Source organism: Pseudorhodoferax sp. LjRoot39 (genome assembly GCF_964253035.1).
Lineage (GTDB): Bacteria > Pseudomonadota > Gammaproteobacteria > Burkholderiales > Burkholderiaceae_C > Pseudorhodoferax.
Genome location: NZ_CAXUQL020000001.1, coordinates 3796829 through 3819543, shown reverse-complemented (window position 1 = coordinate 3819543; position 22715 = coordinate 3796829). Strand labels below are relative to the sequence as shown.

The following is a 22715-nucleotide window of genomic DNA, read 5'->3' as shown; positions in this document are numbered from 1 at the left end:
TTCTTCGTCGCAGACCGGCCAGCCGCACAATCTTGCCCCATGACCGAACTCGTGGTGCAACGCCCCGAAGGGCTGTATTGCCCGCCCGGCGATTTCTACATCGATCCCTGGCGGCCCGTGGACCGGGCCGTCATCACCCACGCCCATGCCGACCACGCGCGCACGGGCCACGGCCACTACCTGGCGGCTGCCCCTGGCGAGGGCGTACTGCGCCAGCGCCTGGGCGAGATCACGCTGCAGACCCTGGCCTATGGCGAGCCGATCGTCCACAACGGCGTGGAGATCTCACTGCACCCCGCGGGCCATGTGCTGGGCTCGGCCCAGGTGCGACTCGCCCATGGCGGCCAGGTCTGGGTCGCCAGCGGCGACTACAAGGTGGCGCCCGACCCGACCTGCGTGCCGTTCGCGCCGCAGCGCTGCGACGTGTTCATCACCGAGTCGACTTTCGGCCTGCCGATCTACCGCTGGCGCAGCGATGCCGAGCTGTTCGCCGAGATCGACGCCTGGTGGCAGGCCAATGCCGAGCTCGGCCGCGCCAGCCTGCTGGCCTGCTACAGCTTCGGCAAGGCCCAGCGCATCCTGGCCGGCGTCAACGCGGCCATCGGCCCCATCGTCGTGCATGGCGCCGTGGAGCCGCTGAACCGGGCCTACCGCGCGGCCGGCGTGGCTCTGCCCGCCACGCAGCTGGCCACCGAGGTGACGGACCGCGCCGTCTTCAAGCGCGCGCTCGTGCTGTGCCCGCCCAGCGCAGCGGCCAGCACCTGGGCGCGCCGCTTCGGCGAGGTCGGCACGGCGTTCGCGAGCGGCTGGATGCAGCTGCGCGGCGCACGCCGGCGCGGCGGCTACGACCGCGGCTTCGTGCTCAGCGACCATGCCGACTGGCCCGGCCTGCACAGCGCCATCGGCGCGACGGGCGCGCAGCGCGTGATCGTGACGCACGGCAGCATCCCGGCCATGGTGCGCTACCTGGCCGAACAAGGCCTGGAGGCCGGCGCCTTCCAGACCGAATACGGCGACGAAGTGCTGGAAACCGAGGCCGCATGAAGCTGTTCGCGCGCCTGTTCAGCGAGCTGGACGCGACCACCTCGACCAGCGCCAAGGTGCAGGCCATGCAGCGCTACTTCGCGCAGGCCCAGCCGGCCGATGCGGCCTGGGCCGTGTACTTCCTGGCCGGCGGCAAGCCGCGCCAGGTGGTGCGCACGGCCAGCCTGCGGGCGATCGCCTGCGAGATGGCCGGCATTCCCGACTGGCTGTTCGAGGAGAGCTACCAGGCCGTGGGCGATCTGGCCGAGACCATCGCCTACATCCTGCCGCTGGACGGGGACGCCAGCGCGCTGGGCCTGGCTGCCTGGATCGAGGAGCGCCTGCTGCCGCTGCGCGGCCTGCCCGAGCCCGAGGTGGCGGCGCGCGTGCGCGGCTATTGGCAGGAGCTGGATCCGCAGGGCCGCTTCCTGCTCATCAAGCTCGTGGGCGGCGGCTTCCGCGTGGGCGTGAGCAAGCTGCTGGTGCAGCGCGCGCTGGCCGCGCACGCGGGCGTGGACGCCAAGCGCGTGGCCCAGCGCATGATGGGCTACACCGACACGCGCAGCATGCCCACGCCGGAGCGCTTCGCGGCGCTGACCCATGCGGCGTTGGACGAAGACGGCCCGCACGCCCCGGCCGATCCCGGTCAGCCCTACCCCTTCTTCCTCGCCCACCAGCTCGACACGCCGCTGGCCGGACTGCCCGAACGCCTGGGGCCGGCGGACGACTGGCAGGTGGAGTGGAAGTACGACGGCATCCGCGGCCAGATCGTCAAGCGCGCGGGCCAGGTCTGGCTCTGGTCGCGCGGCGAGGAACTCGTGACCGAGCGCTTTCCCGAGATCGTGGTCGCCGCACAGGCCCTGCCCGACGGCACGGTGCTCGATGGCGAGATCCTGGTCTGGCCGGCCACGGCGGAGCAGCCTGCGCCCTTCGCCCTGCTGCAGCAGCGCATCGCGCGCAAGACGCTGCCGCGCAAGCTGCTGGCCGATGCGCCCGTGTCCTTCGTGGCCTACGATCTGCTCGAACTGGCAGGCCAGGACCAGCGCGCCCAACCGCAGGCCGCGCGCCGCGCCGAACTGGAGCGGCTGCTGGCAGGCCGCCCCGGGCTGCGTCTGTCGCCGCTGGTCACAGGCGCCGACTGGACAACGCTGGCGGCCGCGCGCGCCACATCGCGCGAGCGCGGCGTGGAAGGCCTCATGCTCAAGCGCCGCGACGCCGCCTACGGCACCGGCCGCACCAAGCAGGACGGCCTGTGGTGGAAATGGAAGATCGATCCCATGGCCGTGGACGCCGTGCTGGTCTATGCCCAGGCTGGCCATGGCCGGCGCGCCTCGGTCTACACCGACTACACCTTCGCCGTCTGGAATCGCGCGCCGCAGGACGCGGCCGAGGCCCAGGCCGTGCTCGACGCGATCGCGCGCAAGGAGCCGGCCCAGCCCGGTGCGCTGCAACTGGTGGCCTTTGCCAAGGCCTATTCGGGCCTCACGGACGCCGAGTTCCGCCGCGTGGATGCCATCGTCCGTCGGAACACGCTGGAGAAGTTCGGCCCCGTGCGCAGCGTCGTGCCCTCGCTGGTGTTCGAGCTCGGCTTCGAGGGCATCGCGCGCAGCCCACGCCACAAGAGCGGCATCGCGGTGCGCTTTCCGCGCATGCTGCGCATCCGCGAGGACAAACCCATCCACGAGGCCGGCACGTTGGCCGAGCTGGAGGATCTGCTGCACGCCACGGCCCCCACGCCGGCACCCACGCCAGAGAAGGCCCTGGGTTAATATCCCGCGATGCTCATGCACCCGCCAGGCGCAGCAGCGCTGTCCCCCACCACCACGACCACCGCCGACGACGAGGGCACGCCCGTCTCGGTGAAGATCCGCGAACGCCTGAACGCGGCCAAGAAGCGCTTCAATGCCAACGACAACATCGCCGAGTTCATCGAGCCCGGCGAGCTTGAGGCCCTGCTCGACGAGGTCACGCAGAAGATGGAGGGCGTGCTCTCCAGCATGGTCATCGACACCGAGCGCGACCACAACACCGACAACACCGCGCGCCGCGTGGCCAAGATGTATGTCAACGAGGTGTTCCGCGGCCGCTACGTCAAGGCTCCCAGCATCACCGAGTTCCCGAACGCCGAGCACTTGAACGAGCTCATGATCGTGGGCCCGATCACGGTGCGCAGCGCCTGCTCGCACCACTTCTGCCCTGTGATCGGCAAGGTCTGGATCGGCGTGATGCCCAACGAGCACACCAACGTGATCGGGCTGTCCAAGTACGCGCGGCTGGCCGAGTGGATCATGGGCCGCCCGCAAATCCAGGAAGAGGCCGTGGTGCAGCTGGCGGACCTCATCATGGACAAGACCCAGCCCGACGGCCTGGCCATCGTGATGGAGGCCAGCCACTACTGCATGGCCTGGCGCGGCGTGAAGGACATGGACAGCAAGATGATCAACTCGGTCATGCGCGGCGTGTTCCTGAAGGACCCCAACCTGCGCCGCGAATTCCTCGCGCTGATCCCCAACCGGAAGTAAGCCATGCTCGTCCGTCTGCTCTATGCCAGCCGCGCCGTGGACACCAGCCCCGGCGCCATCGAAGCCATCCTGACCCAGGCCCGCGAACACAACCCGAGCTGCGGCATCACCGGGATCCTGTGCTACGGCGGCGGCATCTTCCTGCAGGCCATCGAAGGCGGGCGCATGGCCGTCAGCGAGCTGTTCGGCCACATCCAGAAAGATCCGCGCCACAAGGACGTGGCCTTGCTGCACTTCGAAGAGATCAGCGAGCGGCGCTTCGGCGGCTGGACCATGGGCCAGGTCAACCTGAACCGGCTCAACCATGCCATCTTGCTCAAGTACTCGGAGCGGGCCGAGCTCGACCCCTATGCGGTGTCGGGCAGGGTCTCGCTGGCGCTGCTCGAAGAATTGATGGCGACCGCTTCCATCATCGGGCGGGTGTGAGAAGGCCGGGTGTATACCCGGAAGACGGAGCTGCCGATGTGTAGGCAAGCTCCTACGCGTCGGCCGAAGGCAGGCTGGCACAATCTTTCGAGCGCGGGTGCACCCCCTGCCCGCGGCCAGAACCCCAACCGCCGTGCCGCTCAGAACCTACATCGTCGAAGACAACGCCACCATCCGCGAGAACCTCGTCGCGACCCTGGAGGAATTGGCGAACATCCAGGCGGTGGGCAGCGCCGAGACCGAGAACGAGGGCAAGGCCTGGCTCACGGAGAATGGCCCGCAATGGGACCTCGCCATCATCGACCTGTTCCTGAAGCAGGGCAGCGGCCTCGGCATCCTGCACGCCTGCAAGGACCGTGCACCGAGCCAGAAGCTCGTGGTGCTCTCCAACTACGCCACGCCCGACATCCGCAAGCGCTGCGCCCAGCTGGGCGTGGATGCGGTGTTCGACAAATCCAACGAGATCGATGCGCTGATCGATTTTTGCGTCGAGCATTCGTCGCGCGCCTGAGCGTGGGGGGCTGACGCGTGCCGCGCTTCGCACGTCCGCGCTGGCTGTTCGTTCCGACGATGGCGATCAGCCTGCCGCTGGCGATCCTCGCCGCGGCCGTGCTGATCGCGATCAACGAGACCGGCCACAGCCGGTCCATGGCCGCGCTGTCCAGCATGGCACAGGTGCAGCAGACGCGCAGCGGCGTCACCCAGCTCCTGCAGCACATGCTGGACGCCGAGACCGGCCAGCGTGGCTACCTGCTGACCGGCGACGCGCGCTACCTCGAACCCTACGAAAGCGCCACCTCGGTGATCGCGCAGAACCTGGACGCGCTGCGCGGCCTGTACCTGCAGCACCCGCGCGAGCTGGAGCTGTTCGCCGAACTGTCGCGCAACGTGCAGCGCAAGCTGGCCGAGATGGACGTCAGCGTGCGCCTGCGCAAGCAGGGCCACGAGGATGCCTGGAAGTTCGTGCTCAGCACCGACGTCGGCCAGGAGCACATGAATGCGATCCGCGAGCAGTCCGCGCAGCTGCTGCAGGCGGCGCTGCTGCGCCAGGCGGCGGGCGAGGCGCAGATCACCCAGGCGCTGCAACTCTCGCGCATCGGCATCGCGCTGGTGGCCATGGTGGGCCTGCTGGCCTTCTACATGTACCTGCGCCAGACGCGCCGGCTGCAGGCCGTGGACCAGCGCGTGCAGGAAGACCTGCAACGCGAGCGCGACCTGCTGGGCCAGCAGGTCAAGGAACGCACGGCAAGCCTGGCCGAGCTGGCCACCCACCTGCAGGAGGTGCGCGAGCGCGAGCGCGGCCACCTCGCGCGTGAGCTGCACGACGAGCTCGGCGCGCTGCTGACGGCCGCCAAGCTCGACGTGGCACGCCTCAAGTCGCGCCTGGGCGCGGACTCGCCCGATGCGCAGCAGCGCATCCAGCACCTGACCGACACACTCAACAGCGGCATCGCGCTGAAGCGCCGCATCATCGAAGACCTGCGCCCCTCCTCGCTGACCAACCTCGGGCTGGTCACCTCCCTGGAGATCCTGGCGCGCGAATTCGGCGAGCGTTCGGTGCTGTCGGTCACCACCAGCCTGGAGCCGGTCGAGCTCGACGAGGCCGCGCAGCTCACCGTGTACCGCCTGGTGCAGGAATCGCTGACCAACATCGGCAAGTACGCGCGGGCCCAGCAGGTGCACGTGAGCGTGCAGAACTACGGCAACCACGTGACGGTGGAGGTCGAGGACGACGGCCAGGGCTTCGACACCAGCCGCACGGCCCCGGCGGCCAGCCACGGCCTGGCCGGCATGCGCCACCGTGTCGAGGCGGCCGGCGGACGCTTGACCATCCACTCCACCGCGGGCCAGGGCACGCGCATTTCCGCCACGCTGCCACTGCGCACGCAGGTGCCGCGGGCCGACGCCTGAGCCACCGTCGGCCCGCCGGGTCGGCACCCTCCTACGCAGCCAGCGCACCGCAACCGACGGTGCGAGCCGCTGGCCGCTGATCGGCGATCCGCCCCGGGCTCCGTACGCTTGCAACCAGGCCACAACGATGGTCTTGATCCACAGCCACAAGGAGTCCGTCATGCTGCACTACTCGGTCGTTTTCCTGGTGATTGCGCTGATCGCCGCCGTCTTCGGCTTCGGCGGCATCGCAGCCGGAGCCGTCGAGATCGCCAAGATCCTGTTCTTCATCTTCGCCGTCATGGCCATCGTGGGCTTCGTCGTGAGCATGGTGCGGCGCAACTAGCTGCCGCACGCCACCGGCGACGCCGCCCAGCCAGAGCACCAGGCGCGCCGGTCCTCCAGTCTTTTGCCCCAACGAACACAAGGAAACTGCAATGAACCTCCGCACGCACAACGGCCTGGCCCGCGACGCCGACCAGATGACCCGCCACCTCTCCGACCGGGTGCTGCAGTCGGCGCACGAAGCGGTCGACTCCACCCGCGACCTGGCCCAGCATGCGCTGGACAGCGCCGACAGCGCGGTGCGCAGGGCGCGCGGCCGCATCGACCCGGCGCTGGAGGACATTGCCAGCAACGCGCAGAAGCTTGCGCACCGCAGCCTGGACCTCGCATCGCAGACCGGCGCGCGCGCACAGCAGACGCTGCGCCAATGCGCGGCCGTGACCGAGCGCTACGTGGCCGACCAGCCCGTGCGCGCCATCCTGATCGCCGCCGCCGCGGGTGCCGTGATCGCCGCGCTGGCGATGGTCACCGCGAGCAGCGCGCGCAAGCGCCGCGAGAGCGCGCACCGCAGCTACTGAGCCGCGCGCCCTGCCCTTTCCACGCTGCACCCCACCACGACGATGCTGCATCCCATCTTCTCCACCGTGGTCTCCCGGCCCGACCTCGTGGTCGACCACCTGTCGGCCTACCTGGCCCTGGCCAGCGAGGAGGCGGCGGCCACCGGCCGCGACCTCAAGCTGCGCGCGCTGGCACTGGCCGTGGCGGGCGTGTTCGGCCTGATGTTCGTGCTGCTGGCCGGCGTCGCCGCCATGCTCGGCCTGCTGCACGGGCAGTTCCACTGGGGCCTGGCGGCGGTTCCGGGCGTTGCCCTCTTGATCACGCTGGCGGCCTTGCTGGCCAGCCGCCGTCCCTCGCCCGGCGAGCGCTTCGCAGAGTTGCGCCGGCAGATGGCGGCCGACATCGGCCTGTTGCGTACCGCAGGAGAAGGTGGCCATGGACACCATTGAACTGGCCAGCGAGCCCACGCCGCGCGAGCGGCTCGAGATGACCCGCAACGCGCTGGCGCGCCAGCTCGCGCGCCGCCGCCGCCCCGGCCTGCCGCCCGAGGATACGGACGCGGCACAGCAGCAGGGCATGCTGCCGCGCATGCGCCGCGCGGCCCGCGTCTGGTGGCATTCGCACCCGATGCACAACGCCGTCGATTTCGCCCGTCCTGCCCTGCAGGACTACGCCGAGGACAAGCCCTACCGGCTGGTCGGCATGGCCGCCGGGGCCGGTGCTGCGCTGGCACTGCTGCGCGTGTGGCATCTGCTGCCGCTGACCGGTGTGGCCTTCGCCCTCATGAAATCGTCCGACCTGAAGGCCACGGCACGCTCGTTCGTTGCCGCGCCGCAGGGCGCGGATACCGATCCCCGCGAGGAGGAAATCCCACGCACGACCGCAGCGGTGGCGCCTGGCCACCGCACGGGCGCCGCGTGAGACCGGCGCCAGGCCTCGTGCAGCCTGTCGCCGCCACTGTTCCGCACCACAACAAGCCACAGGAGCCAACCATGCGCACCTTCCGCCCCATCACCCTCGTTCTCGTCGCCGCCCTGAGCGTGGCCACCATCACCGGCTGCGCCGTCGTGCGCGACCAGCAGACCATGGGAGCCTATGTCGACGACGCGGCCATCACCACCGCGGTGAAAGCCAAGTTCGTCGAAGACAAGACCGTGGACGCCGGCGCCATCAACGTCCAGACGCTGAACGGCACCGTCAACCTGTCCGGCTTCGCCAAGTCCGGTGCCGAGCGCAGCCAGGCCGAGCGCCTGGCGCGCGAGGTCAAGGGCGTGCGCGACGTGCGCAACACGCTGGCCGTGCGCCCCTGAGCGGCACCCAGCAGACCCAGACTGAACGGGCGCACACCACGGGTGTGCGCCCGTTTTTCGCGAGACGGCCAAACAAGGCATTCCATGCAGATCTTCAGTTGCGACCATTGTGGTCATCCGGTGTTCTTCGAGAACGTGCAATGCCTGCAGTGCGGCAGTGCGCTGGCCTTCGTGCCCGAGCGCATGGCCGTCACGGCGATCGAGCCTGTGCAGGTCTCCGCGCCGCCCGACCCGCAGGTGCCACCGGTGGAGCCGCTATGGCAGCCGCGCAGCTCCGGCGAGGGCAGCACGCCGCAGTACCGCCTGTGCCAGAACCAGACGCGCTACCAGGCCTGCAATTTCACGGTCGCGGCCGACGATCCCAACCCGCTGTGCATGTCCTGCCGACAGACGCGCATCCTGCCCGACCTGTCGGTGCCCGAGAACGTGCCGCGCTGGATCCGCATCGAGACGGCCAAGCGGCGCCTGCTCTACACCCTGCTGCGCCTGGGCCTGGCCGACCCGCGCGCCAAGGAAGGCCCCATCTACCAGTTCATGGCCGACCTGCCCGGCCAGGCACCGGTCATGACCGGCCATGCCGCCGGCGTGATCACGCTGAACGTGGCCGAGGCCGACGACGACGAGCGCGTGCGCCGCCGCGTGCAGCTGTTCGAGCCCTACCGCACCCTGCTGGGCCACCTGCGCCACGAGTCCGGCCACTACTACTGGGACCAGCTGGTGCGCGACCACCCGCAGCACCTGGCCGACTTCCGCGCGCTGTTCGGCGACGAGAGCCAGGACTACATGCAGGCCCTGCAGGCCCACTATGCGGCCGGCGACGGCAAGCCCGACTGGCGGCCGGGCTTCGTGAGCGCCTACGCGGCCGCGCACCCCTGGGAGGACTGGGCCGAGACCTGGGCCCACTACCTGCACATGGTGGACCTGCTGGAGACCGCGGCCTCCTACCGCACGCGCATCGTGCTGCCCAGCGCCGAGGGCGCGCAGCCCAGCCGCCCGGCCGATCCGTTCCAGGAGGGTCGCAGCAGCTTCGACGAATGGATCGCGCAATGGGTCCCGGTCACGCTGCTGCTCAACAGCCTGAACCGCAGCCTGGGACAGGACGACGCCTACCCGTTCGCGCTCAGCGAGCAGGCGCTGCGCAAGCTGCGCTTCGTGCACGACGTGATCGCCCAGGCCGGCGCGCCTGTCCAGGCCGACGCCCAGCCCGAGGCCACGCCGACATAGACCCCTGCGCGCGCGGGCCCCAGAATCGGGGCCATGTCCCATCCCTCTTCCACGGCCAGCCAGTGGCCAGAGCGCGCGATCCCGGCCGGCACCGTGCTGATCCGGGAAGCCGAGCGCAGCGACCACCTCTACGTCCTGAGCCAGGGCGCATTCGACATCGTGCGTGCCGGCGTGCGCATCGTGCAGGTGCGCGAACCCGGCGCCTTCCTGGGCGAGATCGGGCCGCTGCTGAACACGCCGGCCAGCGCGAGCGTGATCGCCGCCAGCGACAGCCTGGTGCAGGTCATCCACCCGGCTGCCGCGGCCGTGCGCAGCGATCCGGCCCTCACGCTGGCCATTGCCCAGCTGCTGGCGCGCCGGCTGCAGACCGTCACCGCCTACCTGGTCGATCTGCAGCAGCAATACGCCGGCACCGGCACCCATCTGGCGCTGATGGACCAGGTGCTCGCGCGGCTCATGGAGCAGCAGCCCAGGCCGCCGCAGGCGCCGGGCTCCGAGCGCGCCGACGTGCCCGACTACTGAAGCTGGTCCAGGACCCGCGTCTCGACACCGGCCAGCGAGACCCAGGTGGCGGTGCCGGCCGCGAGGTCGATCTCGATGCGCGCAGGCACATCGCCGATCTGCCGGCCCGCATTGAACAGCCAGGTGCCGCCGATGCGCTCGGCCCAGGCACCGCCGGCCTTGAACGGGGCTTCGTGGATGTGGCCGCAAAGCACGGCGCTTGGGCGCAGGCTGGCGACCAGCTCGGGCAGCAAGGGGTCGCCGTAGTGGCGCCGGCCGGTCCAGCTGAGGCCACCCTCGGGCGGTGCGTGGTAGACCCAGACCCAGCGGCCCGCGGCGGCCTCGCCGCGGCGCAGCGCGGCGGCCTCCAGCTGCCGACGCACCGCGGCCTGCGCATGCGGGCCGTCCCACCAGGGGCAAACCGTGAACAGCGTGCCGGCGATGCACAGGCTGTCGCCATCCACCGCCAGCCGCGGGCCACGCAGGCCATCGAGCCAGTCGGCCGTCTTCTCGCCGGCGGCATTGCGGGTGTTGAGGTCGTGGTTGCCCGAGCACGCCAGCACCGGCACCAGGGCCGACAGCCGCGCCAGCGTGGTCGACAACGCGGCCACCTGCACCTCGGCCGGCACGGCGGACACCACGTCCAGGTGGTCGCCTGCCACCACCACCGCATCGAAGTCCGCCGCCCTCTGGAACAACCAGTCGTACTGGCGCAGTTTGTAGTGCAGGTCGGAGGTCAGCAGGATGCGCATCGCGCCCGACTTTAAGCGCCCATGCAGCGCATGACACAAAAAAAGGAGCCGCTCGAAAGCGGCTCCTCGGTGCTGCGGAGGTGGAGATCAGCCCGCGCGCACTTCCAGGTTGTTGTTGACGCCGGCCACACCATCCACGGCCTGGGCCAGGCTGGTCGCGCGGTCCTTGGCGGCAGCGGTCGGCGCCGGGCCGTTCAGCGTGACCACGCCGGACTTGGTGTCCACGTTGATCTTCATGGCCGAGAGGTCCGGGTCCTTGGCCAGGCTGGCGTTCACCGAGGCCGTGATGGCTGCATCGTCGACCTTGCGCTCGACGTTCTGCGCCATGTTGCCGGCGGCGTTGGCGGTGCGCTCCGCGGCCGAATCCACGCGCTGGCCCACGGTCGGTTCGGTCGGCTGGGCACCTGCGGTGTCCACGCGCTCGCCGCAGGCCACCAGGCCCAGCGCCAGCGCGCTGGTAGCCAGCAGGCCGGCTGCGCGCAGGGAGAGTTGCTTGGTCTTCATGCTCTGCTCCTCAAAGCTTGTCCACGGCGTCCTTGGCCTTGTCCTTGGCGTGCTCACGGGCGTCGCCGAGATGCTTCTCGGCCTTGCCCATGTTCTTCTGCACGTTGCCCTCGGCTTGCAGGCTGGCATTGCCCACGGCCTTGCCCGCAACTTCCTTGACGGCGCCCTTGGCTTGTTCGACGCGGCCGGAAACTTGGTTCTTGTTCATGGTGGATGTCCTTTCCTGACAGGTTGGTGGAAGGCCTGCGGCACTGCCGCTGTGGCCTGGGTCCATCATGGTCGGGCGGGCGGCCCGGGCCTGTCGGCACGAACCGATGCGGGCGTAGGACACAGCCCCCGCTCCAGGCCAGTCGGGGAAACCCGAGGGGTCACGCTTTGCCTGCAAAATAGCTTCCAAATGGAAAACACCGATACCCTCGACAAGCGCAACGTGGACGTGGCCGCCGCCTGGTCCCAGCTGCAGGCCTCCGCCGACCAGGGACAGCCGCTGCAGGCCGATGCCTACCGGCTGGCGTTCGCCGACCCTGAATTCCTGCTGCGCCGAGAGACGCGCGGCATCCGCTTCCAGCTGGAGATGCTCAAGCCCGACCTGGAGCAGCAGGCCCAGGGCATTGAAAACACCATCGTGGTGTTCGGCAGTGCGCGCTTCCCGGCGCCCGAGCAGGCCGAACTGGAGCTGGCGGCCGCGCGCAGCAGCGGCGACGCCCAGGCCCTGAAGCTGGCCGAGCGCCGCATGCGCAATGCGCGCTACTACGACCAGGCCCGCCGCTTCGCCGAGCTGGTGGCGCGCGACAGCGCCAGCCGCCCCGCGGCCGAGCGCCTGGTGATCTGCACCGGTGGCGGCCCCGGCATCATGGAAGCGGCCAACCGCGGCGCGCACGAGGCCGGCGCGGCCAACGTGGGCCTGAACATCGCGTTGCCGCACGAGCAGAGCGGCAACCGCTTCATCACGCCCAGCCTGTCCTTCAAGTTCCACTACTTCGCGCTGCGCAAGATGCATTTCATGATGCGTGCCAAGGCGCTGGTGGCCTTCCCCGGCGGCTTCGGCACGCTGGACGAACTGTTCGAGGTGCTCACGCTGGTGCAGACCGGCAAGGCCAAGGCCGTGCCCATCGTGCTGTTCGGCTCGAGCTACTGGAAGCGGCTGCTGAACCTGGACGTGCTGATCGAGGAAGGCGCGATTTCGCCCGACGACTTGAAGCTGTTCAGCTACGTGGACCAGCCCGAAGACGCCTGGGCCGCGATCCAGGCGTTCTACGCCTTGTGATCGATCTGTAGACCGAGCACGGCGCGCCCACCCAACGCGAGCACGCCGCCGACGATCCAGAACACGCCGCCGATGCCGATCAGCGCGCCGACCGTGCCGAACAGCATGGGCATGGCGACGCTGGAGGCGTTGATGGTCATGAGCCGCAGGCCCAGCGCCTCGCCCTGGCGGTGCGGCGGCGTGAGCTGGTGCAGCAGGCTCATGACCATGGGCTGCACGGCACCCAGGGCCAGGCCCAGCACAACCGAGCAGGCACCCATGGACCAGGGCGAGTACAGCAGCGGGTAGACCGCGAACACCGCCGCCGTGACCACGGTGGAGGTGAAGATCACATGCCGCTCGGCCACGCGCGCCGCGATCACGGGCAACACCACGCGCACCAGCGCAGCAGCGATGGCGAAGGCGCCCAGCAGCGTGCCGATCACCGCGGCGCTCAGGCCGCGCTCATGGCCCAGCACCGGCAGCACGAAGGAATGCACGTCCCAGCTGGAGGACTGCAGCCAGTTCACGAAGAGCAGGCGGCGGAACATGGGCGCGCGCAGCAGGTCCCAGGCGCGCGTGGGCGCGCTGCCCGCGGGCGGCGGGCTCGGCGGCTGCTCCTGGGCGCGGCGCACCAGCAGCCAGCTGGCCAGCGGCAGCAGCGCCAGCGCGAAGAAGCTCACGCGGAAGGCCAGCAGGTCCGCCGGCGCGCGCCCGGCATGGTCGATCAGCAGGCCCGCCGCGAAGGGCCCGAGGAAGTTGGCGGCCGCCGGCGCGATGGCCAGCCAGCTGAACACGCGCTTGAGTTCGCTGGTGTCGTGCGCGGAGCGGCCCACGTGGCGCTGCAGCGCGATCACGGTGGCGCCGGTGGCGCCGCCTGTCATGAGTGCGGCCACGCACATGGCCATGAAGCTGGGCCACACCAGAGCCAGCAGCACGCCGCCCGAGGCCGCCACCGCCGACAGGGTCATCGGCAGCTTCAGGCCATGGCGGTCGGCGAAGCGGCCAGCCGGCAGCGCGAGGAACACCTGGGTCAGCGCGAACAGCGCAATCAGCACGCCGACGGCCGCCGGACTGTGGCCCTGCTGCAGCGCCAGCAGCGGCGTGGCCAGGCGCATGCCGGCCATGGTGGCGTGCAGGCAGACCTGGGCTGCGATCAGGCGCAGCAGTTCGCGGCCCGTCATGCGCCTTCGCCCGCCTCGTCGTCCTCGGGCAGCAGCGCCTGGGCGCCGGGCAAGGCCTCCACGTCGCGCAGGCGCCGCGTCAGCACGTTGCTGCGGGTCTGCGCCTTGTCCAGCGTGTTGAGCACGGTCTGGGTCTGGCGCCGCACGTCGGCCAGCACGCCGCCGAACTTCTGGAACTCGCTCTTGACAGCGCCCAGCACTTGCCACACCTCGCTGCTGCGCTTTTCCAGCGCCAGCGTGCGAAAGCCCATCTGCAGTGCGTTGAGCATGGCCAGCAAGGTGGTGGGGCCGGCCAGCGTGATGCGGTGCTCGCGCTGCAGCGCCTCGACCAGGCCGGGCCGGCGCAGCACCTCGGCGTACAGGCCCTCGGTGGGCAGGAACAGGATCGCGAAGTCCGTGGTGTGGGGCGGCTCCACGTACTTGTCGGAGATCGACCGGGCTTCCAGCCGGATGCGGCCTTCCAGCGCACGAGCAGCCTGCTCCACGGCCGGCGCATCGGCGCGCTGCTGCGCGTCGAGCAGGCGTTCGTAGTCCTCGTTGGGGAACTTGGCGTCGATCGGCAGCCAGACCGGCGCGCCGTCGTCGCCGCGGCCGGGCAGGCGCACGGCGAAGTCCACCGCATGGCGCTGGCCGGGCCTGGTCGAGACCTGGGCCGCGTACTGCTCGGGCGCGAACACCTGCTCCAGCAGCCCGGCCAGCTGCGCCTCGCCGAACATGCCGCGCGTCTTCACGTTGCTGAGCAGGTGCTTCAGGTCGCCCACGCCCTGGGCCAGGGTCTGCATCTCGCCCAGGCCCTTGTAGACCTGCTCCAGCCGCTCGGCCACCTGGCGGAAGCTCTCGCCCAGGCGTGTCTCCAGCGTGCTCTGCAGCTTCTCGTCCACGGTGCGGCGCATCTCGTCGAGCTTGCCGGCATTGCTGGCCTGCAGCTGGGCCAGTTGCGTTTCCATGGTGGCACGCACTTCGGCCAGGCGCCGGGCGTTGGACTCCGACAGGCCCATGAGCTGCTGCGCCAGCGTGTCGGCCAGCGACTTCTGCAGCAGTGCCAGTTGCTGGGCCAGCGCGTCGATCTGGGCGTTCTGCGTGCGCGTGGCCTCGGCCCCCTGGGCCAGCAGTGTGCGCTGGAAGCTGCCCAGGGCCTGCGCGCTTTCCTGGCGGCTGCCGCGTGCGCCGTCGGCCAGTTCCTGGCGCAGGTTGCGCTCGGTGCGCTCGGTGTGGGCGCGCACGAGGTCGTCGAATTCGGCCGCGCGGGAGATCGGCCGGCTCAGCAGCAGCACGAGCAGCACCACGTTGAGCGCTGCCAGGCCCAGCAGCAGCCAGGTGGCGAGCGCAAGTTCAGGCATGCAAGGCGGCGGCGTTCAAGGGCGTCAAGGGTTTGCCGTGCACGAGGTAGCCGATCAGGTTGTCGGCCGCGAGATTGGCCATGGCCAGGCGCGTGGGCACGCTGGCGCTGGCGATGTGCGGGGTCAGCACCACATTGGGTACGCTCAGGAGATCCGGGTGCACCGAGGGCTCGCCCTCGAACACGTCCAGGCCGGCGGCGGCGATGCGCCTGTCTTTGAGCGCCCGGGCCAGTGCAGCGTCGTCGACGATGCCGCCGCGCGCGATGTTGATGAGCGTGGCCGTGGGCTTCATCTGCGCGAGTTCGGCCGCGCCGATGGCGTGGTGCGAGGCCGGCGAGTACGGCAGCACCAGCACCAGGTGGTCGGCCTGGCGCAGCAGCTCTTCCTTGCTGACGTAGCGGGCCTTGCATTCGGCTTCCAGTTCGGGGGTCAGGCGCGAACGGTTGTGGTAGACCACATTCATGCCGAAGCCATGGGCGCCGCGCCTGGCGATGCCCTGGCCGATGCGGCCCATGCCCAGGATGCCGAGCGTGGCGCCGTGCACGTCGCTGCCGGCGAAGAGGTCGTAGCTCCACTTGGTCCACTGGCCGGCGCGCAGGTAATGCTCGCTCTCGGCGATGCGCCGGGCCGTGGCCATCAGCAGCGCGAAGCCGAAGTCGGCCGTGGTCTCGGTCAGCACGTCGGGCGCGTTGGTGGCCAGCACGCCGCGTGCGCTCATGGCGTCGAGGTCGAAGTTGTTGTAGCCGACCGCCATGTTGGCAGCAATCTTGAGATCGGGGCAGCGTGCCAGCAGGGCCGCGTCGATGCGCTCGCTGGCCGTGGTGAACACGCCCTGCCTGCCGGCCAGGCGGGCCGCCAGTTCGTCGGCGCTCCAGCTCGCGTCGGCCTGGTTGTCGCTGACCTCGAAATGCGCGGCCAGCCGGGCCAGCACTTCGGGGAACACGGCACGGGCGACGAGGACGGAGGGCTTGGACATGGATGGGCGCCTTTCAGACGAAGAAGATGAACGTGAGCACGACGAACAGCGGCACCAGCACGGCACAGGACCAGGCCATGTAGCCGAAGAAACTGGGCATGGCCACGCCGCGCTCCTCGGCAATCGCCTTGACCATCAGGTTGGGCGCGTTGCCGATGTAGGAGTTGGCACCCATGAACACGGCGCCGGCCGAGATCGCGGCCAGCGTGGGCGCCAGCGTGGTCATGAGATGCTGCGGGTCGCCCCCTGCGGTGTTGAAGAACACCAGGTAGGTGGGCGCGTTGTCGAGGAAGGAGCTCAGCACGCCCGTGGCCCAGAAGTACATGGCGGGCAGCGGCTGGCCGTCCGGCCCGGTCACGGCACGCACCACGGCGCCGAAGGGTCCGTCGACGCCGGCACGCAGCATCGCGATCACGGGAATGATGGTCAGGAAGATGCCTGCGAACAGCTTGGCCACCTCGGCCATCGGGCCCCAGGAGAACTGGTTATCGGCATGCACCTTGGCGGCGGTGAGCTTGAGCGACAGCACGGTGACCACGACCAGGCCGACGTCGCGCACCAGCGAGGGCAGCGGCAGCGGCGTGCCGAACACATCGAACACCACGGACGATTGCCACAGGCCGCTCATGAGCACCAGGCCGACCACAGCCAGCAACAACACGAAGTTGATGCCGCCGTCGAAGCCCAGGCGCGGGGTGTCGGGCGTGGGATCGACAGGCAGCACGCCTTCGCGGCGGTAGTACCAGCTGTCCAGCACATAGAACAACACCAGCAGGCAGGCCAGCATGAACGCCGTCTCGGGCAGGATGTTGCGCAGCGTCCAGAAGAACTCCACGCCCTTCAGGAAGCCCAGGAACAGCGGCGGGTCGCCCAGCGGCGTCAGCGAGCCGCCGATGTTGGAGACGATGAAGATGAAGAAGACGACCACATGGGCCTTGTGCCGGCGGTTGTCGTTGGCGCGCACCAGCGGACGGATCAGCAGCATGGAGGCGCCCGTCGTGCCCATGAAGCTGGCCAGCACGGCGCCAATGGCCAGGATGCCGGTGTTCAGCGCCGGGCTGCCGTGCAGGTTGCCGCGGATGTAGATGCCCCCGGCCACCGCGAACAGCGCGGTCAGCAGCACGATGAAGGGGATGTACTCGGCCAACAGCGCATGGACCAGGCTGGCACCGGCCAGGCCCGGCCCGAACACCAGCACGAAGGGCACGAAGAAGGCCAGCGCCCAGGCCGCCGTGATCTTGCCGAAATGGTGGTGCCAGATGCGCATGGCGAACAGCGGGAACAGCGCAATCGACAGCAGCACGCCGGCGAACGGCAGCCCCCACCAGGCCGACAAGGCGCGCCCATCGATCTCGGCACCCCATCCGGCCAGCGGCGCAGCCAGCCCCAGCACGCCCGCCAGCGTGCGCCAAGTGCGGCCGCTCATACGGCAGGCTGCTCGATCTCGAACACCTGGCGCAGGTAGGCCAGGTACTTCTCGTCGTCGCACATGTTCTTGGACGGCGTGTCCGACAGCTTGGCCACGGGCTGGCCGTTGCAGCGCACCATCTTGATGACGATCTGCAGCGGCACATGCGCGGGGGCATCGCCCAGGTCGTTCGTGAGGTTGGTGCCGATGCCGAAGGCCAGCTGGCAGCGGCCGCGGAAGCGCTGGTAGAGCTCGATGGTGCGCGGGACCGTGAGTCCGTCGCTGAAGATCAGCGTCTTGGTGTGCGGATCCACGCGGTTCTGACGGTAGTGCTCGATCAGCCGCTCGCCCCAGGTGAAGGGGTCGCCGCTGTCGTGGCGCGCGCCGTCGAACAGCTTGCAGAAGTACATGTCGAAGTCGCGCAGGAAGGCACTCATGCCGTACACGTCGGACAGGGCGATGCCCAGGTCGCCGCGGTACTCCTTGGCCCAGGAGTCGAACGCGAACACCTGGCTGTCGCGCAGCCGCGGGCCGAGCGCCTGGCAGGCCTGCAGGTACTCGTGCGCCACAGTGCCGAGCGGCGTCAGGCCCAGCTTCATCGCGTACAGCACATTGCTGGTGCCGGCGAGCTGGCCGGTGGGGCCCGTGCCCAGGCGCTCGGCCAGGCGCCGCAGCACCTCCTCGTGCCAAGTCTTTGAGAAGCGCCGACGCGTGCCGTAGTCGGCGATCTTGAGGTCGGCCAGGCCATCGGCCTGCAGCTGCGCGATCTTGCGGTCCAGCCGCTCACGGCCCTGGGCCAGGCGCGCACCGGCGCCCGTGTTGCGGAAGTAGACCTCGTTGACGATGGCCAGCACCGGGATCTCGAACAGGATGGTGTGCAGCCAGGGCCCGCGGATCGAGATCTCGATGTCGCCCGAGGCGAGCGGCTGGACCTCGATGTACTTCTCGTTGAGCTTGAACAGGCCCAGGAAATCGATGAAGTCGCTCTTGATGAAGCGCAGCGAACGCAGGTAGTTGAGTTCGGCGTCCTGGAAGCGCAGCGTGCACAGGTGGCGGATCTCCTCGCGGATCTCGTTCACGTAGGGCGCCAGCGGGATGCTGTTGCGGCACTTGAAACGGTACTCCACCTGCGCGCCCGGGAACTGGTGCAGCACCACCTGCATCATCGTGAACTTGTACAGGTCGGTGTCGAGAAGGCTGCTGAGGATCATGGTTGGCGCGCCGCGCGGGCTTGTCTCCGGCTCAATGCTTCAGGGTGATGACAGAGCATTGTCGCAGGCGCGGCAGGCGGCTTTTTCTGCAGGGCGCAAGGCTTTCAGGCCTACGCGGGCAGACCGGCGCGTCCTACCGCCTGCGGGCGCCGCCCTGCCTACAGTGACTCCACGTCCAGAGCAGTCCGCGAAGGACGGTTTCACAAGGAGAGAGCACATGAACAACGACAAGCTGGAAGGCAACTGGAAGCAGTTCAAGGGCAAGGTCCAGGAGCAATGGGGCAAGCTCACGAACGACGACCTGGACGTGATCGAAGGGCGTCGCGAACAGCTGCTGGGCCGAATCCAGGAACGCCACGGCGTCGCCCGCGACGAAGCCGAGCGCCAGGTGCGCGACTGGGAAAGCCGCAACCCCGACTTCTTCTTCGAAAAGTCTGTCTGACCCCCCGTCTCTCAAGCCGAAGCCACACACCGAGGAGTACCGCCATGCAAGCCATCACCATCAAGCACGCCCTGACCGCCCTGGGTGTCGCCATGACCTTCACCTTCGCATCGCACGCCAGCGCCATGACGCGCGACGAGCACAAGGCTGCCGAAGACCGCATCGAGGCCGAGTACAAGGCCGACAAGCAGCGCTGTGATGGCCTGGCCGGCAATGCCAAAGACGTGTGCCAGAGCGAGGCCAAGGGCAAGGAGAAGGTTGCCAAGGCAGAGAACGATGCGCAGTACAAGCCCAGCGCCAAGGCCGCGGCCAAGGTCGTCGAGACCAAGGCCGATGCCGCCTACGACACGGCCAAGCAGAAGTGCGATGCGCTCGCAGGCAACACCAAGGACGTGTGCATGAAGGACGCCAAGGCTGCCCACGTGGCCGCCATGGCAGACGCCAAGCGCAGCTGATCGCTGTTGCGCGCCGCTTGCGGCCTGGTTGGCACGCGATGGCGTGCGGCAGGCCCGTTCGGGCCGGTCGGGGTTGCACCCGGCCGGCCCGAACCCGTTTCACAGCAGCGGCGCGAGCACGCTGCGCAACGCCTCGGGCACCGGCACGGGCCGGCGGCTTGCCCGGTCCACGTACACATGCACGAAATGGCCATGGGCGGCCGTCTGCGGCGCACCCTGCGCGAACAGGCCTACCTCGTAACGCACGCTGCTGCCGCCCAGTCGCGCCACGCGCAGGCCGGCTTCGATGGTCTGGGGAAAGGCCAGCGGGGCGAAGTACTGGCACTGCGTCTCCACCACCAGGCCGATGGTGGGACTGCGCTCGACGTCCAGCGCGCCCTGCTCGATCAGGTAAGCGTTCACGGCCGTGTCGAACCAGCTGTAGTAGACGACGTTGTTGACGTGGCCGTAGGCATCGTTGTCGGCCCAGCGGGTGGTGATCGGGCGAAACACCCGGAAGTCTTCGCGCCCACGCGGCTGGGCGCGGGCCGGGGCGGCGGCGGGGGTGGCTGGCATCGCGGCATTCTGCCAGCGGGGTTCGTCAAGTTCGGGCAGGTTTAGAAGCCGCCCTCTAGATTGTTGCAATGCAGCAAAAAAGACTTGCACCGCCGCAGTGCATCCCTATAATTCGTTCCATGCTGCACTGCAACATCAACAGATGAGGCGGGAGAGCAGCAGAGATCCCGCGCATTTTCAAACTGGAGATTCATATGCTGACCGCTGACCAAATCGTTGCCACCCACAAAGCCAACTTCGACCTGCTGTTCGGCCTGACCTCGAAGGCCTTCGAAGGCGTCGAGAAGCTGGTTGAACTGAACGTCACCGCTTCCAAGGCCGCCCTGGCCGAAGCCGCCGACACCGCCCAGGCCGCCCTGTCGGTCAAGGACGCGCAAGAGCTGCTGGCCCTGCAAGCCAGCCTGCTGCAGCCCCTGGCCGAGAAGACCGCCGCTTACAGCCGCCACGTCTACGAAATCGCCCAAGGCACGGGCGCCGAGTTCGGCAAGGCCTTCGAAGCCCAGGCCAGCGACGTGCAGAAGAAGTTCCTGTCGGCCGTGGACAGCGCCGCCAAGAACGCCCCCGCCGGTTCCGAGACCGCCGTGGCCGTGTTCAAGAGCGCTGTGGCCGCCGGCACCAACGCCCTGGAATCCGTGCAAAAGGCCGTCAAGCAAGCCAGCGACGTGGCCGAAGCCAACTTCAACGCGGTCGCCACCTCGGCCGTGAACGCCGGCAAGACGGCCACCGCCGCTGCCAAGAAGCGTTGATTCCTTGTTCTGGGAGACCGGCCCGGCCGGCTCCCGCGAGTTGTCTCCTCGGGTTTCTTCGAATTCATCGGAATTCAGGAACCCCTTCAAGGGCCCCGCTGTGCGGGGCCTTTTTTTATGCCGGGGATTTTCGAGAACGATTCGCGTTGGCCTTACCATCGCCGGCTCCCATCGTTCCAGGAAGCTTCATGTTGAAGAGAGCCATTTCCCTGGCTGCGCTGCTGCTGGCAGCCGGCACCGCGCTCGCGCAGGACCAGGTCGTGAATCTGTACTCGGCCCGCCACTACGCCACCGACGAAGCGCTGTACAGCAATTTCACGAAGGCCACCGGCATCAAGATCAACCGTGTGGACGCGGGCGACGCGGACATCATCGCCCGCCTGAAGGCCGAGGGCACGGCCTCGCCAGCCGACGTGATCCTGCTGGTGGACGCCGCCCGGCTGTACCGCGGTGAGGTCGACGGCCTGTTCCAGCCGATCCGCTCCAAGCTGCTGGAAGACGCGATCCCGTCCAACCTGCGCTCGCAGCCGGCGGCCGACGGCGGTATCTCCTGGTGGGGCTTCTCCACGCGGGCCCGCGTGATCGTCTACGACAAGGCCACGCTGAAGGCCAGCGACGTCGACACCTACGAGAAGCTGGCCTCGCCAGCGCTCAAGGGCAAGATCTGCATCCGCTCGGGCTCGCACCCCTACAACCTGAGCCTGTTCGGCGCGGTCACGGAGCACATGGGCGAGACGCGGGCCGAAGAATGGCTCAAGGGCATCGTGGCCAACCTGGCGCGCGACCCCAAGGGCGGCGACACCGACCAGATCAAGGGCGTGGCCTCGGGCGAGTGCGGCGTGGGCGTCACCAACAGCTACTACCTGGCGCGCCTGATGCGCTCGACCAACCCGGCCGACCGCAGCGTGGCCGAGAAGGTCGGCGTGGTGTTCCCGAACCAGGGCAGCTGGGGCACGCACCTGAACATCGCCGGCGGCGCGGTGGCCAGGTACGCCAAGAACCAGGGCAACGCCATCAAGCTGCTGGAGTACCTGGCCAGCCCCGAGGCGCAGAACTACTTTGCCAATGGCAACAACGAATGGCCGACCGCCAAGGGCGTGAAGGTCGACAACCCGGCGCTGGCGGCCATGGTGCCCAACGGCTTCAAGTCCGAGACGATCCCGATCGGCCAGGTCGGCGCGCACCAGCTGAAGGTGCAGCAGATGCTGGACCGGGTGGGCTTCAAGTAAGGCGCGAAGAGCAGGGCGAGGGCCCCGCGCAGCGACTGGTAAAAGGGCCGCCCTCGATGGGCGGCCCTTTTATTTCCCCCGCGCGCCGCCGCCATAATTGACGTTTACGTCAACGTCAAACCACCAAAGGAGCACACATGGACATCGCAGGCAAGGTCTTCATCGTCACGGGCGGCGCATCGGGTCTGGGCGAAGGAACGGCGAGGGCGCTGGCCGCCAAGGGCGGCCGCGTGGTCGTGGCCGATCTGCAGCTTGAGAAGGGCGAGGCCCTGGCCCGCGAGATCGGGGGGGCCTTCGTGCGCTGCGACGTGAGCCAGGAGGCCGACGGCCAGGCCGCCGTGGCCAAGGCCGTGGAGTTGGGCAAGCTCATGGGCCTGGTCAACTGCGCCGGCATTGCGCCGGCCGAGAAGACCGTGGGCAAGAACGGCGCCCATGGCCTGGCGACCTTCCAGAAGACGCTGATGGTCAACCTGCTGGGCAGCTTCAACATGATCCGGCTGGCGGCCGAGGCCATGGGCAAGAACGCGCCCGAAGCCACGGGCGAGCGCGGCGTGCTGATCTCCACCGCCTCGGTGGCGGCCTACGATGGCCAGATCGGCCAGGCTGCCTACAGCGCGTCCAAGGGCGGCGTGGTCGGCATGACGCTGCCGATCGCGCGTGACCTGGCCAAGACCGGCATCCGCAACATGACCATCGCCCCCGGCATCTTCGGCACGCCCATGCTGTTCGGCATGCCGCAGGAGGTGCAGGACGCGCTGGCCGCCAGCGTGCCCTTCCCCTCGCGCCTGGGCACGCCTTCCGATTACGCGCGGCTGGCGCTGCACATCTTCGAGAACGACATGCTCAACGGCGAGGTGATCCGCCTGGACGGCGCGATCCGTCTGGCGCCGCGCTGACCCTTCCCCCATGGACAGGCCACGGCCTGTGT

Annotated in this window: 28 protein-coding genes; 19 read left to right on the top strand and 9 right to left on the bottom strand. The window is 69.1% G+C overall.

Features of this window, described 5'->3' with window-relative positions:
* Nucleotides 1-39 precede the first annotated feature (39 nt).
* From ACSQ4M_RS17780 to ACSQ4M_RS17720, 13 genes are all read left to right on the top strand, one after another.
* Nucleotides 40-1044: a ligase-associated DNA damage response exonuclease gene (locus ACSQ4M_RS17780; protein ID WP_436190752.1), complete on the top strand. Its 1005-nt coding sequence runs from the start codon at nucleotides 40-42 to the stop codon at nucleotides 1042-1044.
* Complete coding sequence (locus tag ACSQ4M_RS17775) at nucleotides 1041-2792, top strand: ATP-dependent DNA ligase (RefSeq protein WP_436190751.1); 1752 nt, start codon at nucleotides 1041-1043, stop codon at nucleotides 2790-2792. The genes ACSQ4M_RS17780 and ACSQ4M_RS17775 overlap by 4 nt, the downstream gene beginning before the upstream one ends.
* 15 nt (nucleotides 2793-2807) lie before the next feature.
* Entirely contained in the window at nucleotides 2808-3545 is a 738-nt protein-coding gene (gene folE, locus ACSQ4M_RS17770; protein ID WP_436194036.1) for a GTP cyclohydrolase I, read from the top strand.
* A gap of 3 nt (nucleotides 3546-3548) precedes the next feature.
* A complete protein-coding gene (locus tag ACSQ4M_RS17765) occupies nucleotides 3549-3971 on the top strand; it encodes a BLUF domain-containing protein (RefSeq protein WP_436190750.1) in 423 nt (140 codons plus the stop codon).
* 133 nt (nucleotides 3972-4104) lie between these two features.
* The gene (locus ACSQ4M_RS17760; RefSeq protein WP_436190749.1) at nucleotides 4105-4482 is read left to right on the top strand and encodes a response regulator transcription factor; all 378 of its coding nucleotides are present in this window, start codon (nucleotides 4105-4107) and stop codon (nucleotides 4480-4482) included.
* Nucleotides 4483-4541: 59 nt separating this feature from the next.
* Nucleotides 4542-5882, top strand: a complete 1341-nt coding sequence (locus ACSQ4M_RS17755; protein ID WP_436194035.1) for a CHASE3 domain-containing protein — start codon at nucleotides 4542-4544, stop codon at nucleotides 5880-5882.
* 160 nt (nucleotides 5883-6042) lie between these two features.
* On the top strand, nucleotides 6043-6207 hold the full coding sequence (locus ACSQ4M_RS17750) for a DUF1328 domain-containing protein (protein WP_082524985.1): 165 nt from the start codon (nucleotides 6043-6045) through the stop codon (nucleotides 6205-6207).
* A gap of 91 nt (nucleotides 6208-6298) precedes the next feature.
* The gene (locus tag ACSQ4M_RS17745; protein WP_436190748.1) at nucleotides 6299-6724 is read left to right on the top strand and encodes a hypothetical protein; all 426 of its coding nucleotides are present in this window, start codon (nucleotides 6299-6301) and stop codon (nucleotides 6722-6724) included.
* 42 nt (nucleotides 6725-6766) lie between these two features.
* The gene (locus tag ACSQ4M_RS17740; protein WP_056670646.1) at nucleotides 6767-7153 is read left to right on the top strand and encodes a hypothetical protein; all 387 of its coding nucleotides are present in this window, start codon (nucleotides 6767-6769) and stop codon (nucleotides 7151-7153) included.
* Nucleotides 7140-7625 (top strand): hypothetical protein, encoded by a 486-nt coding sequence (locus ACSQ4M_RS17735; RefSeq protein WP_436190747.1) that lies wholly within the window; start codon nucleotides 7140-7142, stop codon nucleotides 7623-7625. The genes ACSQ4M_RS17740 and ACSQ4M_RS17735 overlap by 14 nt, the downstream gene beginning before the upstream one ends.
* Nucleotides 7626-7696: 71 nt before the next feature.
* Nucleotides 7697-8014, top strand: a complete 318-nt coding sequence (locus tag ACSQ4M_RS17730) for a BON domain-containing protein (RefSeq protein WP_436190746.1) — start codon at nucleotides 7697-7699, stop codon at nucleotides 8012-8014.
* Between the two features lie 84 nt (nucleotides 8015-8098).
* A complete protein-coding gene (locus tag ACSQ4M_RS17725) occupies nucleotides 8099-9238 on the top strand; it encodes a zinc-binding metallopeptidase family protein (RefSeq protein WP_436190745.1) in 1140 nt (379 codons plus the stop codon).
* Nucleotides 9239-9271: 33 nt separating this feature from the next.
* Nucleotides 9272-9760 (top strand): Crp/Fnr family transcriptional regulator, encoded by a 489-nt coding sequence (locus ACSQ4M_RS17720; RefSeq protein WP_436190744.1) that lies wholly within the window; start codon nucleotides 9272-9274, stop codon nucleotides 9758-9760.
* Here ACSQ4M_RS17720 and ACSQ4M_RS17715 read toward each other — a convergent pair.
* From ACSQ4M_RS17715 to ACSQ4M_RS17705, 3 genes are all read right to left on the bottom strand, one after another.
* A complete protein-coding gene (locus tag ACSQ4M_RS17715) occupies nucleotides 9754-10491 on the bottom strand; it encodes a metallophosphoesterase family protein (protein ID WP_436190743.1) in 738 nt (245 codons plus the stop codon). The two genes, ACSQ4M_RS17720 and ACSQ4M_RS17715, sit on opposite strands and share 7 nt — an antisense overlap.
* A gap of 87 nt (nucleotides 10492-10578) precedes the next feature.
* Nucleotides 10579-10995 (bottom strand): BON domain-containing protein, encoded by a 417-nt coding sequence (locus ACSQ4M_RS17710; protein ID WP_436190742.1) that lies wholly within the window; start codon nucleotides 10993-10995, stop codon nucleotides 10579-10581.
* 10 nt (nucleotides 10996-11005) lie between these two features.
* Nucleotides 11006-11203, bottom strand: a complete 198-nt coding sequence (locus ACSQ4M_RS17705) for a CsbD family protein (RefSeq protein WP_436190741.1) — start codon at nucleotides 11201-11203, stop codon at nucleotides 11006-11008.
* A 189-nt stretch (nucleotides 11204-11392) separates the two neighbouring features.
* On the opposite strand from ACSQ4M_RS17705, the gene ACSQ4M_RS17700 reads away from it, so the two are divergent.
* Nucleotides 11393-12262: a TIGR00730 family Rossman fold protein gene (locus tag ACSQ4M_RS17700; protein ID WP_436190740.1), complete on the top strand. Its 870-nt coding sequence runs from the start codon at nucleotides 11393-11395 to the stop codon at nucleotides 12260-12262.
* Here ACSQ4M_RS17700 and ACSQ4M_RS17695 read toward each other — a convergent pair.
* Genes ACSQ4M_RS17695 through pncB form a run of 5 tightly spaced genes read right to left on the bottom strand, consistent with a single transcriptional unit; the run spans nucleotide 12250 to nucleotide 18360 of the window.
* On the bottom strand, nucleotides 12250-13425 hold the full coding sequence (locus ACSQ4M_RS17695) for an MFS transporter (protein ID WP_436190739.1): 1176 nt from the start codon (nucleotides 13423-13425) through the stop codon (nucleotides 12250-12252). The genes ACSQ4M_RS17700 and ACSQ4M_RS17695 overlap by 13 nt on opposite strands.
* The gene (locus ACSQ4M_RS17690) at nucleotides 13422-14765 is read right to left on the bottom strand and encodes a DNA recombination protein RmuC (protein WP_436190738.1); all 1344 of its coding nucleotides are present in this window, start codon (nucleotides 14763-14765) and stop codon (nucleotides 13422-13424) included. The genes ACSQ4M_RS17695 and ACSQ4M_RS17690 overlap by 4 nt, the downstream gene beginning before the upstream one ends.
* Nucleotides 14758-15741: a 2-hydroxyacid dehydrogenase gene (locus ACSQ4M_RS17685; protein WP_436190737.1), complete on the bottom strand. Its 984-nt coding sequence runs from the start codon at nucleotides 15739-15741 to the stop codon at nucleotides 14758-14760. Before ACSQ4M_RS17685 ends, ACSQ4M_RS17690 begins: the two co-directional genes overlap by 8 nt.
* 13 nt (nucleotides 15742-15754) lie before the next feature.
* Nucleotides 15755-17167, bottom strand: a complete 1413-nt coding sequence (locus ACSQ4M_RS17680) for a sodium:proton antiporter (RefSeq protein ID WP_436190736.1) — start codon at nucleotides 17165-17167, stop codon at nucleotides 15755-15757.
* A complete protein-coding gene (gene pncB / locus ACSQ4M_RS17675) occupies nucleotides 17164-18360 on the bottom strand; it encodes a nicotinate phosphoribosyltransferase (protein WP_436190735.1) in 1197 nt (398 codons plus the stop codon). Before pncB ends, ACSQ4M_RS17680 begins: the two co-directional genes overlap by 4 nt.
* Before the next feature lie 217 nt (nucleotides 18361-18577).
* Here pncB and ACSQ4M_RS17670 point away from each other — a divergent pair, with 217 nt between their 5' ends.
* Together ACSQ4M_RS17670 and ACSQ4M_RS17665 are read left to right on the top strand one after the other, a co-directional pair.
* On the top strand, nucleotides 18578-18802 hold the full coding sequence (locus ACSQ4M_RS17670; RefSeq protein ID WP_056670607.1) for a CsbD family protein: 225 nt from the start codon (nucleotides 18578-18580) through the stop codon (nucleotides 18800-18802).
* Between the two features lie 44 nt (nucleotides 18803-18846).
* Nucleotides 18847-19257: a hypothetical protein gene (locus ACSQ4M_RS17665; protein WP_436190734.1), complete on the top strand. Its 411-nt coding sequence runs from the start codon at nucleotides 18847-18849 to the stop codon at nucleotides 19255-19257.
* Between the two features lie 99 nt (nucleotides 19258-19356).
* Here ACSQ4M_RS17665 and ACSQ4M_RS17660 read toward each other — a convergent pair whose 3' ends face one another.
* Entirely contained in the window at nucleotides 19357-19812 is a 456-nt protein-coding gene (locus tag ACSQ4M_RS17660; RefSeq protein ID WP_436190733.1) for an acyl-CoA thioesterase, read from the bottom strand.
* Between the two features lie 194 nt (nucleotides 19813-20006).
* Here ACSQ4M_RS17660 and ACSQ4M_RS17655 point away from each other — a divergent pair, with 194 nt between their 5' ends.
* The 3 genes from ACSQ4M_RS17655 to ACSQ4M_RS17645 all read left to right on the top strand — a co-directional run bounded on the left by ACSQ4M_RS17655 (nucleotide 20007) and on the right by ACSQ4M_RS17645 (nucleotide 22683).
* Nucleotides 20007-20558: a phasin family protein gene (locus tag ACSQ4M_RS17655; protein ID WP_056670601.1), complete on the top strand. Its 552-nt coding sequence runs from the start codon at nucleotides 20007-20009 to the stop codon at nucleotides 20556-20558.
* Nucleotides 20559-20746: 188 nt separating this feature from the next.
* Complete coding sequence (locus tag ACSQ4M_RS17650; protein ID WP_436190732.1) at nucleotides 20747-21787, top strand: extracellular solute-binding protein; 1041 nt, start codon at nucleotides 20747-20749, stop codon at nucleotides 21785-21787.
* Nucleotides 21788-21924: 137 nt separating this feature from the next.
* Nucleotides 21925-22683, top strand: a complete 759-nt coding sequence (locus tag ACSQ4M_RS17645) for a 3-hydroxyacyl-CoA dehydrogenase (RefSeq protein ID WP_436190731.1) — start codon at nucleotides 21925-21927, stop codon at nucleotides 22681-22683.
* Nucleotides 22684-22715: the final 32 nt, after the last annotated feature.

Coding starts and splice junctions, on each gene's coding strand:
- ACSQ4M_RS17725 (WP_436190745.1), top strand. CDS start 8,099: ATGCAGATCTTCAGTTGCGACCATTGTGGTCATCCGGTGTTCTTCGAG.
- ACSQ4M_RS17655 (WP_056670601.1), top strand. CDS start 20,007: ATGCTGACCGCTGACCAAATCGTTGCCACCCACAAAGCCAACTTCGAC.
- ACSQ4M_RS17650 (WP_436190732.1), top strand. CDS start 20,747: ATGTTGAAGAGAGCCATTTCCCTGGCTGCGCTGCTGCTGGCAGCCGGC.
- ACSQ4M_RS17765 (WP_436190750.1), top strand. CDS start 3,549: ATGCTCGTCCGTCTGCTCTATGCCAGCCGCGCCGTGGACACCAGCCCC.
- ACSQ4M_RS17740 (WP_056670646.1), top strand. CDS start 6,767: ATGCTGCATCCCATCTTCTCCACCGTGGTCTCCCGGCCCGACCTCGTG.
- ACSQ4M_RS17700 (WP_436190740.1), top strand. CDS start 11,393: ATGGAAAACACCGATACCCTCGACAAGCGCAACGTGGACGTGGCCGCC.
- ACSQ4M_RS17730 (WP_436190746.1), top strand. CDS start 7,697: ATGCGCACCTTCCGCCCCATCACCCTCGTTCTCGTCGCCGCCCTGAGC.
- ACSQ4M_RS17745 (WP_436190748.1), top strand. CDS start 6,299: ATGAACCTCCGCACGCACAACGGCCTGGCCCGCGACGCCGACCAGATG.
- ACSQ4M_RS17780 (WP_436190752.1), top strand. CDS start 40: ATGACCGAACTCGTGGTGCAACGCCCCGAAGGGCTGTATTGCCCGCCC.
- ACSQ4M_RS17660 (WP_436190733.1), bottom strand. CDS start 19,812: ATGCCAGCCACCCCCGCCGCCGCCCCGGCCCGCGCCCAGCCGCGTGGG.
- ACSQ4M_RS17705 (WP_436190741.1), bottom strand. CDS start 11,203: ATGAACAAGAACCAAGTTTCCGGCCGCGTCGAACAAGCCAAGGGCGCC.
- ACSQ4M_RS17755 (WP_436194035.1), top strand. CDS start 4,542: ATGGCGATCAGCCTGCCGCTGGCGATCCTCGCCGCGGCCGTGCTGATC.
- ACSQ4M_RS17690 (WP_436190738.1), bottom strand. CDS start 14,765: ATGCCTGAACTTGCGCTCGCCACCTGGCTGCTGCTGGGCCTGGCAGCG.
- ACSQ4M_RS17670 (WP_056670607.1), top strand. CDS start 18,578: ATGAACAACGACAAGCTGGAAGGCAACTGGAAGCAGTTCAAGGGCAAG.
- ACSQ4M_RS17685 (WP_436190737.1), bottom strand. CDS start 15,741: ATGTCCAAGCCCTCCGTCCTCGTCGCCCGTGCCGTGTTCCCCGAAGTG.
- ACSQ4M_RS17645 (WP_436190731.1), top strand. CDS start 21,925: ATGGACATCGCAGGCAAGGTCTTCATCGTCACGGGCGGCGCATCGGGT.
- ACSQ4M_RS17710 (WP_436190742.1), bottom strand. CDS start 10,995: ATGAAGACCAAGCAACTCTCCCTGCGCGCAGCCGGCCTGCTGGCTACC.
- ACSQ4M_RS17750 (WP_082524985.1), top strand. CDS start 6,043: ATGCTGCACTACTCGGTCGTTTTCCTGGTGATTGCGCTGATCGCCGCC.
- ACSQ4M_RS17715 (WP_436190743.1), bottom strand. CDS start 10,491: ATGCGCATCCTGCTGACCTCCGACCTGCACTACAAACTGCGCCAGTAC.
- ACSQ4M_RS17695 (WP_436190739.1), bottom strand. CDS start 13,425: ATGACGGGCCGCGAACTGCTGCGCCTGATCGCAGCCCAGGTCTGCCTG.
- pncB (WP_436190735.1), bottom strand. CDS start 18,360: ATGATCCTCAGCAGCCTTCTCGACACCGACCTGTACAAGTTCACGATG.
- ACSQ4M_RS17720 (WP_436190744.1), top strand. CDS start 9,272: ATGTCCCATCCCTCTTCCACGGCCAGCCAGTGGCCAGAGCGCGCGATC.
- ACSQ4M_RS17775 (WP_436190751.1), top strand. CDS start 1,041: ATGAAGCTGTTCGCGCGCCTGTTCAGCGAGCTGGACGCGACCACCTCG.
- folE (WP_436194036.1), top strand. CDS start 2,808: ATGCACCCGCCAGGCGCAGCAGCGCTGTCCCCCACCACCACGACCACC.
- ACSQ4M_RS17735 (WP_436190747.1), top strand. CDS start 7,140: ATGGACACCATTGAACTGGCCAGCGAGCCCACGCCGCGCGAGCGGCTC.
- ACSQ4M_RS17665 (WP_436190734.1), top strand. CDS start 18,847: ATGCAAGCCATCACCATCAAGCACGCCCTGACCGCCCTGGGTGTCGCC.
- ACSQ4M_RS17680 (WP_436190736.1), bottom strand. CDS start 17,167: ATGAGCGGCCGCACTTGGCGCACGCTGGCGGGCGTGCTGGGGCTGGCT.